Here is a 9,086-nt window from a genome sequence, read left to right on the forward strand (position 1 = left end):
GGCGGCCAGTTCCTCCAGTGACCAGCCCTGTGCCACCCGCAGGGCCCGGATTCGTTTGCGTACCAGGCTGTCCATCTCGCCATCTTCTTGCGTCATGGGCAACATTGTATGCCGCTTCCGCAAGGCGTGCTTATCGTCGTGATCGCAGCCCCTGAACCGCAGGGGGATCGCCGACGAAAGGTGCGACGCCATGAGAACACCGCCGCGTATGCGACTGACCAGCTGCCGGGCGAAACCGTCGATGCCGTGGTGATCGGCGGCGGCGCCGCGGGCCTGAACGGCGCGCTGATGCTCGCCCGCTCCCGCCGCACGGTCGTCGTCATCGACAGCGGCGCCCCGCGCAACGCACCCGCCGAAGGCGTGCACGGTCTGCTGGGCCTGGAGGGCATCCCGCCGGGCGTACTGCTGGAGAGGGGGCGCGAAGAGGTACGCGGCTACGGCGGCCTGGTCGTGACCGGGGAGGTGACCGCCGCCGCCCCGGCCGCCCCCTCCGCCGGCGGAGACCCGCGCTTCACGGTCACCCTCGACGACGGCCGCTCTGTGACCGCACGCCGCCTGCTCGTCGCCACTGGACTGCGCGACGTCCTGCCCGACGTGCGAGGGCTCGCCGGGCACTGGGGGCGAGGCGTGGTGCACTGCCCCTACTGCCACGGCTGGGAGGTGCGCGACGAGCCCATCGGGGTGCTCGCCGTGGGCCCGGCCTCGGTCCACCACGCGCTTCTCTTCCGCCAGTTGACCGACGACCTCGTCTACTTCACCCGGGGCACCGATCTCGACGACGACACCCGTGCGCGTTTCACCGCTCGCGGTATCCGCGTCGTCGACACCCCGGTGGCCGAGGTCGTGGCCGCCGAGGACGGCGGCATCGAAGGCGTACGCCTGAGCGGCGGAGATCTGGTGCCCCGCCGCGTCCTCGCCGTCGCCACCACCATGCAGGCCCGCACCGAGGGCCTGGACGAACTGAGTCTGCCGATGCGGGACTTGCCCGGCGCGATGGGCCGCCACTTCGCCACCGGCATGGCCGGGACCACCGAAGTGCCGGGGGTGTGGGTGGCCGGCAACGCCACCGACCTGACCGCCCAGGTCGGCGCCTCCGCCGCGGCCGGAGCCCTGGCCGGCGCCCACATGAACGCCGACCTGGCCGTCGCCGACACCGAAGCGGCCCTCACCGCCCTGCAGAGCAGCGCCAAGGCCGCCTGAGCCCGGCCCCGGCCCCGGCCTCGGCCCTCCGGCCCCCGGCCCCGGCGCGAGATCACCCCTCACCTGCGCCCTCCGCCACCACACTCCGGCCCCGCCGCGCGACGACAGTACGCATCCCGCGTGGGGGCCGGCCCCCGCCCCATCACCCCGGCGCCCGTCGACCCACGCGGATACGGCGCCGTATTCCGCATGCCCTGCGAGAGGAACCCATGACCACCAATCGATCTCCACGGCGTCAGCCCGCACAGCCGCTGAGCGCGGTAATACCCGGCGGCGGCAGCGCTGACAGTGCCGACAGCGACGCCCCCGGCGCGGACCTGCCGGACGCGCGCCGGCGCCGTACGATCCTGATCGCCGTCTGCATCGCTCTGATGGCCGTGATCGCCTCGGTATCCGGGCTCAACGTCGCCCAGCCCGACCTGGCCCTCGCCTTCGGCGCCTCGCAGAGCACGATCCTGTGGATCATCAACATCTACACCCTCAGCCTGGCCGCCCTGCTCCTGCCGCTCGGCGCGCTCGGTGACCGCTGGGGCCGCAAGCCCATGCTGCTCGCCGGTCTGGCCGTCTTCGGTGTCGCCAACGTCGTGGCCGGGCTCGCCCCGTCCGCCGAAGTGATGCTTGCCGCACGCCTGTTCAGCGGCGTCGGAGCAGCGATGATCATGCCGATCACGCTGGCCGTCATCACCTCCACCTTTCCCGCGGAAGAACGCGGCCGGGCCATCGGAGTGTGGACGGGGGTGGCCGGCGGCGGCGGGATCCTGGGCATGTTCCTCTCCGCCGCGCTGGTCGACGCGGCGAGCTGGCGCTGGCTGTTCGTCCTGCCTGTCGCACTGGTCGTCGTCGCCCTCGTCATGGCGCTGCGCTTCGTCCCCAACACCCGTGAGAAGCCCGGCCACCGGTTCGACACCGTGGGCGCGCTGACCTCCGTCGTCGCGGTCGTCGGCCTGATCTTCGTCTTGCAGGAGGGGCCCGAGCGGGGCTGGACCGCCCCCGTGACCCTGCTCAGCCTCGCGGTCGGCGCCCTGGCCGCCGTCGCCTTCGTGGCCTGGGAGCTGCGCCGCCGGGATGCCGCGCTCCTGGACGTACGTCTCTTCGGCCGGCGCTCACCGGCCGGAGGTTCGGTCACCCTGCTTGTGGTCTTCGGCGTGCAGGCCGGCATCTTCGTGGTCCTCTTCCCCTTCTTCCAGGCCGTGCTGGGCTGGTCGGGGCTGCTGTCCACGCTCGCGCTGATGCCCATGGCCGTACTGATGATGATGACGTCCGGCCTTGCGCCCCGGCTGGCCGCGCGCATCGGCGCACGGTCGACCATGGCGGCGGGAATCGCGCTGGCCGCCGCCGGTCTGGCGCTCATGGCCGCTCTCGTCTCCGTCGACGGCGGCTACCTCTCCGTGCTGCCCGGCATGCTCGCCATGGGAGCCGGCATGGGTCTGTCGATGACTCCCGCGACCGAGGCCATCACCGGTTCCCTGCCGCGCGAGCGCCAGGGCGTTGCCTCCGCGCTCAACGACGTCACCCGCGAGTTCGGTACGGCGCTCGGCGTCGCCCTGCTCGGCGCGCTGCTGTCCGCCGGCTACCGCGGTGCCATCGACTCCCGGCTCCAGGACATCCCCCGCGGCGCCGCCGACACCGCACGCGAAGGCATCGCCAACGCCCTCGGTGCCGCGGAGGGAACCGGAACCCACGCCGGGGCGCTGATCCGTGCCGCGCAGGAGTCGTTCGTCGACGGCTGGCAGCAGGCCATGTGGGCGGGCGTCGCCGTGATGGCCGCCCTGTTGCTCTACATCCTGGCGCGCGGACCGCGGCGCACGGCCCAACTGACGTCGGACGAAGCGGACATCGCACCGGGAACGGGCTCGGCGGCAAATCCCAACTGAACGAGTGATCTATACACTCGGACGAGTGACGCTCCTTGCTGGGCCGCCGACGGTGTTGTGACCATCGCCGGATGGACGGACAGAAGCGGAAGGCCGAGCTGGACGGCGTCGCCGAGACGACGCTGTGGACGTTGCACCACCGCGCTCTGGCCGCGAAGGACCCCGGCTCGGCACTCCTGGACCCGAAGGCGATCGAGGTCATCGACTCCGTCGACTACCCCTTCGAGCGCCGCTTCGGCACCGGCAACTGGGGCCTGGCCCAAGGAATGGCGGTACGGGCCCGCTGCTACGACCGCGAGGTGCGACGTTTCCTCAGGGACCATCCGGACGGCACGGTCGTCTCGCTGGGGGAGGGTCTGGAGACGCAGTTCTGGCGGGTGGACAACGGCAGAGTGAGCTGGCTCGGGGTCGATCTGCCCGAGGTCGCGGCGCTCCGGCAGCGGTTGCTGCCGGACGCGCCGCGTCATCGCACGCTGTCCTGCTCGGCCACCGATCCGCGGTGGATGGACGAGGTCGACGCCTCGCGCGGGGTGCTGATCCTGGCCCAGGGAATGCTGATGTATCTCCCGCGGGACACGGTGCACCAACTCTTCGAGGCGTGCGCCGCGCGTTTTCCCGGTGCGGAGCTGGTCTTCGACACCCCGCCGGCCTGGATGGCCGCCCGTACGGCACGGGGCCGGTGGAGCTATCCCGCGGGGTACCGCCCGCCGCCGATGCTCTGGGGGATGACCCCGAAGGAACAGCGCGCACTGCGCGCCGTGCATCCGAACATCGCGGCCGTACGAGCCGTGCGCGAGCCGCGGGGCCGGGGCTTCCTCTGCGGGTGGCTGCTGCCCCTGGCCAACCTTCTTCCCGCGATCCGCGCGCGCAGACCGCTGTGGGTCACGCGCCTGTCGTTCGGTCTGACGGAACATCACCAAGGAGTCAACAGATGACGGATCGCCTGCAAGTCGAGCGGGAGCAAGCCCACCTGTGGGCCCCGCGGGAGCCGCGCCGGGTGCGGCTCGACGAACGGCCCTCGCGCCCGCCGGAACCGCGTGCCGTGCTCGTCGAAGGCGCCACCCTGCGGCTGCGGGAGTTCTTGCCCGGCGACGTGGAGGGCGTCCTGGGAATCTTCGGCGACCCGCGCACCACCCGCGAGTTCGGCATGCCGCCCTTCCGGCGCACCGACGCCGAGGCGCTGGTCGAGCAGGCGAGGGAGGGTGCCCGGCGCACCCCGCGCACGCACTACCGTCTGGGCGTCAGCGAGATCGCCACCGGTGAGTTGATCGGCTCGGCGAAGCTGATCGTCGAGGACCAGTCGGGCGAGGGCGGGATGGTCCGCGTCGGCTACCGCAGCGCCGAGGTGGGCCTTGCCCTGCGCGCCGACCGGGTCAGTGTGGGCCACAGCGTCGAGATCGGTTTCCTGCTGGGCGTCCTGGGCTTCGACCGCCTCGGCCTGCACCGCGTCTGGTCGGGCTTCATGCCCTCCAACATCGCCGCGCAGCGGGCCATCGAGAAGGCCGGCATGGTGCGCGAGGGACGGCTGCGGCACTACGGGCACGTGGACGGGGTGTGGCACGACATCGTGCAGTACTCCATGCTCGAGGACGACTGGAAGGCCCTGCGCGCCCGCTGAGGCGTCGCGGGCCGCGAAGGGGCGCACTTGCCCGGCAGTTGCGCCGTGCCGCACTGCTCCCCGGCGCGCCCACCCTATTTGTCTCTTACTTGCCGATATGCATGAGTCATGACCTTCTTGGTCCTGGCCCACTTCGTCGTCGCGCTCTGCGCGGCCCCGCTCGTCCGCCGTGCCGGCCCGCGCGCCTTTGTCGTGCTTGCGCTGCCGCCCGCGGCAGCGCTCGTCTGGGCGCTGTGCCAGTGGTCCACGGTCACCGGCGGCGGAGCAAGCAGCGAGGCCTGGACGTGGATCGAGGCCTACGACGTCGACGCGGCATTCCGGCTCGACGCGCTGGCCCTGGTGATGGTGCTCCTCGCCGCCGGCATCGGGGCCCTGGTCCTGCTCTACTGCGGCAGCTACTTCGTGCCGGGGACAAGGCAGTTGGGGGCCTTCGGCGGTAACCTCCTCGCCTTCGCCGGGGCGATGCTGGGCCTCGTCCTCGCCGACGACCTGATGATCCTGTATCTGTTCTGGGAACTGACGACCGTCCTGTCCTTCCTCCTGATCGGATACGACAGCGAGAAGCGGGCCAGCCGCCGCTCCGCACTGCAGGCCCTGACGGTGACCATGGTGGGCGGTCTCGCCATGTTCGTCGGGTTCCTGATGCTGGGGCACGCGGCCGGCACCTACCGCATCTCGCGGATCCTGGAGTCGCCGCCCGCCGCCGATGCCACGCTCTCAGCCGCGCTGGTGCTGATCCTGGTCGGTGCCCTTGCCAAGTCGGCGGTGTGGCCGCTGAGCATGTGGCTGCCGAACGCGATGGCCGCTCCCACCCCGGTCAGCGCTTATCTGCACGCGGCAGCCATGGTCAAGGCAGGCGTGTACCTGGTGGCACGCCTGGCCCCCGCGTTCGCGGACGTGACGCCGTGGCGGCCGGTGCTTCTGATCCTGGGCACGGCCACGATGCTGCTCGGCGGCTGGCGCGCGCTGCGCCTGAACGACCTCAAGCTCGTCCTCGCCTACGGGACCGTCAGCCAGCTCGGCTTCCTGATCGTCCTGGCGGGGGACGGCACGTACAACACCGGGCTCGCGGCCGTCACGATGATCCTGGGCCACGCGCTGTTCAAGGCGCCGCTCTTCCTGGTGACCGGGATCGTCGACCACGCGGCCGGGACACGCGACCTGCGGCGCCTGTCCGGTGTGGGCCGGGCGCTGCCCGGGGTGGCCGCGGTCGCCGTCCTCGCGGGCGCCTCTATGGTCGCGCTGGTGCCGCTGCTCGGATTCGTGGCCAAGGAAGCCGCGTTCGAGGCGCTGTGGAACGGCACCGTCGCCGAGCGGTGGGTGCTCGCCCTGATCGTGGTCGGCTCCGCGCTCACCACCGCCTACACCCTGCGCTTCCTGTGGGGCGCCTTCGCGCGCAAACCGGGAATCCCCGACTGCGCCGTGCACCGCGTAGGCCCCCTCTTCCTCGCCCCGCCCGCCGTGCTGGCCCTGGCCTCCCTTCTCCTGGGCCCGGGCATCGGGTGGGTGGCGCCGCTCTTCGAGGCGTACGCGGCGCAGTACACCCGCCCGGCACACCCCTATCACCTGGCGCTGTGGCACGGCTTCGGACCCGCGCTCGGCCTGTCCGCGCTGGCCTGGGCGGGCGGCGCGGCCCTGTTCGCGGGCCGGGACGCGGTGGCGGGGCTGGGGCGGCGGCTGGCCTGGCCGAAGGCGGACGAGGCCTTCGGGCGGACCGTGCTGGGGGTGGAGCGCATGGCGTTGCAGGTGACGGGCGCGGTGCAGAAGGGCTCCCTGCCCGCGTACGTGGCCACCGTCCTGGGCGTCATGCTCGCCGGCCTCCTCGCCGTCCTGGTGGCCGACCGCCCCTGGCACGGCGCCCCCGCGCCCCGCGTCTGGGACACCCCATGGCAGGCCGCGGTCGCCGCGCTGACCTGCGCGTGCGCCCTGATGTGCCTGGTGGTGCAGCGCCGCATGAAGGCCGCCGTCCTCGCGGGCCTGACCGGGTACGGCACGGCCCTGCTGTACGTCGTGCAGGGCGCACCCGATCTGGCGCTCACCCAGTTCGGCGTAGAGACCGTCTCGACCGTGGTCCTCGTCCTGGTCCTGCGGCGCCTGCCCGTGCACTTCGGCGAGACGCTGCGCTCCTGGCGCCGCGTGGCCAGCCTGCTGCTCGCCCTCGCCAGCAGCCTCGTGGTCGCCTGCGCGGTGTGGCTGGCGGCAGCGGCACGCACCGCGGATCCGGCCGGAGCCGCCATGACGGAGGAAACCGCCCACCACGGACTGAAGGACGTCGTGGCGACGATCCTGGTGGACTTCCGCGCCTGGGACACCATGGGTGAGTCGGCCGTTCTCGCGGTGGCCGTCCTCGGCGTCACCAGCCTGCTGTACGTCCACCGCCGCCAGGGCCCGGCACCGGGGACGCCGCCCGCGCTGCCCGGCGGAGTCACGGCCTGGTCGCTTGCGACACCGGCCATCCAGGTGCCGCCCAAGTACCGGCAGACCGCGCCCGAGCGCAGCTGGCTGACGGCCGGTGACACCCTGGCGCCCGAGCACCGCTCGGTCGTCTTCGAGGTGATCGCCCGCCTCGTCTTCCACCCGATCCTGATGCTCTCGGTCTATCTGCTGCTGTGCGCGGAGAACCTGCCGGGCGGCGGATTCGTCGGCGGCCTGGTCGCCGGGGTGGCCCTGATGATCCGCTACCTCGCGGGCGGACGCCACGAACTGGAGGCCGCGGCGCCGCTGCATCCCGGCTTCTTCACGGGCCTCGGCCTGGCCCTGTCCACCGGCATCGCGCTGCTCGGACTTGCCGACGGGACCGTGCTGCACGCCTGGACGTGGCACGGGCATCTGCCGCTCATCGGTGACTGGCACATGGGCACCGCCATCCTCTTCGACCTGGGGGTCTACCTGCTGGTCCTCGGCGGGGTCCTGGACATCGTCCGCGCCCTCGGCTCCAAGATCGACCAGCAGACGGAATACAGGGCCGGGCTCGCCTTCGCCAAGGAGGGGGACCGGTGACCGTCAGCCTGACCCTGTTGATCTGCGCCGTCGTCCTGACCGCCGTCGGCGCGGTCCTCCTGCACACCCGCAGCCTGACCCGCGTGCTCATCGGCGTGATCGTCTGCGGCAACGGCGTCAACCTCCTTGTCCTCGCCACCACCGGACGGGCCGGGGCCCCGCCCCTGCTCTACCCGGGCGTCGCGCACGCACGGGTCACCGATCCGCTGCCCCAGGCCATCGTCCTGACCGCCGTCGTCATCACCCTGGCCACCACCGCGTTCGTCCTGGCGATGGTCTACCGCAGCAGCCAGCTGACCGGCACCGACTTCGTCCAGGACGACGTGGAGGACCGCCGCGTCGTGCTGCGCGCCGAGATCGCCGAGGAGCGCGCCGAACTGCGTGAGCGCCACCGCGGCGAGGGACCGCGCGCCTGGCGCGACGAACGCCGCGAGCAGCGCCGCCGCCTGCGCGAGGACCGCGCCTTCCAGGCCCGCGCCCGCGATGCCCCCGGCGACCTGTGGGACGACATCCTCGGCGCGGACCCGCCGCAACCGCCAAGCCCCGTACGGCAGGAGAACGACCCCCGTTGAACGCCCTCGTCCCGCTGCCCGTCGTCCTGCCGCTGACCGCGTGCGGCCTGAGCATGTTCATCGGGCCCCGGCTGCGCATGCTGCACCGGCTGATCGGCATCGGCGTCCTGGCCGCCGTCCTCGCCGTCGACCTCATCCTGCTCGTCGGAGCCGACCGCAGCGGCCCGCTCGTCGTCCACCTCGGCGACTTCGCCCCGCCGCTGGGGGTGACCCTGGTCGCCGACCGGCTCGCCGCGCTGATGCTGACCGTGTCCGGCGCCGTCACCCTCATCGTGCTGGTCTACGCGCTCGGCCAGGACATGGTCGACCGCGAGGAACGCGCCCCGATCGCCGTCTTCCACCCCGCCTACCTGGTCCTGGTCTCCGGGGTCTCGCTCACCTTCCTCGCCGGCGATCTGGTGACCCTCTACGTCGGCTTCGAGATCATGCTGATGGCGAGCTTCGTGCTGCTCACCCTGGGCGGCACCGAGCCGCGCCTGCGGGCCGGTTCGACCTATGTCGTCGTCTCCCTCGTCTCCTCGCTGGTCTTCCTCGCCGGCATCGCGGTCGCCTACGCCGCCTGCGGCACCGCCAACTTCGCCCAGCTCGCCGTCCGCCTGGCCGAAGTACCCGTGGGCGTACGCACCCTGATCGAGGCACTGCTCCTTACCGTGTTCGGCGTCAAGGCGGCCGTCTTCCCGGTGGCCGCCTGGCTGCCCGACTCCTACCCGACCGCACCCGCCCCGGTCACCCCCGCCCGACCTCGGCCTCCAGCATCCCCAGCGCCTCGCCCGCCTCCCGGTCCCGGACCAGCACCCGCAGCGTGAGCCCGTCCGCGAGCGC

General features: G+C 72.4%; 6 protein-coding genes and 2 pseudogenes. 7 read left to right on the forward strand and 1 reads right to left on the reverse strand.

Annotated features, from left to right (window positions below; translation table 11 throughout):
• Positions 1–105, reverse strand: a pseudogene (locus ACQKIP_RS31620) (XRE family transcriptional regulator); the annotation flags it as partial.
• Positions 106–180: 75 nt separating this feature from the next.
• Here ACQKIP_RS31620 and ACQKIP_RS31625 point away from each other — a divergent pair.
• The 7 genes and pseudogenes from ACQKIP_RS31625 to ACQKIP_RS31655 form a co-directional block, all read left to right on the forward strand.
• Positions 181–1,200 (forward strand): NAD(P)/FAD-dependent oxidoreductase, encoded by a 1,020-nt coding sequence (locus ACQKIP_RS31625; protein ID WP_365856293.1) that lies wholly within the window; start codon positions 181–183, stop codon positions 1,198–1,200.
• 209 nt (positions 1,201–1,409) lie between these two features.
• Entirely contained in the window at positions 1,410–3,074 is a 1,665-nt protein-coding gene (locus tag ACQKIP_RS31630; RefSeq protein WP_365856295.1) for an MFS transporter, read from the forward strand.
• Between the two features lie 71 nt (positions 3,075–3,145).
• A complete protein-coding gene (locus ACQKIP_RS31635; RefSeq protein ID WP_365856297.1) occupies positions 3,146–4,009 on the forward strand; it encodes a class I SAM-dependent methyltransferase in 864 nt (287 codons plus the stop codon).
• The gene (locus ACQKIP_RS31640; protein ID WP_365856299.1) at positions 4,006–4,692 is read left to right on the forward strand and encodes a GNAT family N-acetyltransferase; all 687 of its coding nucleotides are present in this window, start codon (positions 4,006–4,008) and stop codon (positions 4,690–4,692) included. The genes ACQKIP_RS31635 and ACQKIP_RS31640 overlap by 4 nt, the downstream gene beginning before the upstream one ends.
• Positions 4,693–4,800: 108 nt before the next feature.
• Positions 4,801–7,692: a Na+/H+ antiporter subunit A gene (locus tag ACQKIP_RS31645; RefSeq protein WP_365856301.1), complete on the forward strand. Its 2,892-nt coding sequence runs from the start codon at positions 4,801–4,803 to the stop codon at positions 7,690–7,692.
• A complete protein-coding gene (locus ACQKIP_RS31650; protein WP_365856303.1) occupies positions 7,689–8,264 on the forward strand; it encodes a Na(+)/H(+) antiporter subunit C in 576 nt (191 codons plus the stop codon). The genes ACQKIP_RS31645 and ACQKIP_RS31650 overlap by 4 nt, the downstream gene beginning before the upstream one ends.
• Positions 8,261–8,995 (forward strand): annotated as a pseudogene (locus ACQKIP_RS31655) (proton-conducting transporter membrane subunit); the annotation flags it as partial. The gene ACQKIP_RS31650 and the pseudogene ACQKIP_RS31655, both read left to right, overlap by 4 nt.
• Positions 8,996–9,086: the final 91 nt, after the last annotated feature.

This window comes from Streptomyces sp. NPDC059900 (assembly GCF_050270335.1).
GTDB lineage: Bacteria > Actinomycetota > Actinomycetes > Streptomycetales > Streptomycetaceae > Streptomyces.